The sequence below is a fragment of the Candidatus Pelagibacter communis genome, from assembly GCF_001179945.1.
GTDB classification, from domain to species: domain Bacteria; phylum Pseudomonadota; class Alphaproteobacteria; order Pelagibacterales; family Pelagibacteraceae; genus Pelagilacustribacter; species Pelagilacustribacter ubique_A.
In genome coordinates, this window is the sequence record NZ_CVSG01000046.1 from 1 (window position 1) to 699 (window position 699).

Genomic DNA, 699 nt, shown 5'->3' on the forward strand with positions numbered 1-699 from the left:
TATCAAGATTAAAAACTAGCATTATTGATTATAAAGAAGAAAAAATAAAAGACAAAAATAGGTTTTTCAGAAGAGTTGAAAACTATAAACACGATACGACGAGAAAAGTTAATCATGGAATATCTAATATTTGGAAGGGCTTAGGTATCGTAGGGTTTAATTTTTTAAATGTAATTCCAAAATTAGGAACAACGATTACGCAATTTTTTGGAAATCTTTTCACTGACGTATTTAATTCAATTTATAACCAACAAATTGACCAAAAAAGTGCTAGAAATGTTATTATTGGATTTTTTGTAGTAGCAGGAGTTACTACTGCAATAATAGCAGGAATTAATGCTTACAATAATTTTGATTTTTCACAAAAAAAATTAGAAACAAAGAAAATAGAGGCAGAGACTAAAAAAGAATTTAAAAAGACTGAGCCTAAAGTTAAAAAAGAAACAAAAAAACCAGAAGTTAAAGTAAAAAAGGAAACTAAAAAGCCTGAGCTTAAAGTTAAAAGAAATAACGTTGCTGAAGTAATATTACCTGACCTTAATTTAAAAACTGAGACAGTTATTCAATTATTTAAAGACGTTGATTACGATTTAAGAACTGTAAGAAACGAAAAATTGGTTAAACCTATTTATTTTACTCAATTTCCAAGAGATCTAGATAATTTAAAAAGTGTTCAACTGAAGAAGGAAACTTTTTTAA

Annotated in this window: 1 protein-coding gene; it reads left to right on the forward strand. The window is 26.3% G+C overall.

Annotated features, from left to right (window positions below; genetic code table 11):
* Positions 1 to 699 (forward strand): hypothetical protein (locus AMN78_RS04165; protein ID WP_179850589.1); only part of this gene is annotated, 699 nt, incomplete at both ends.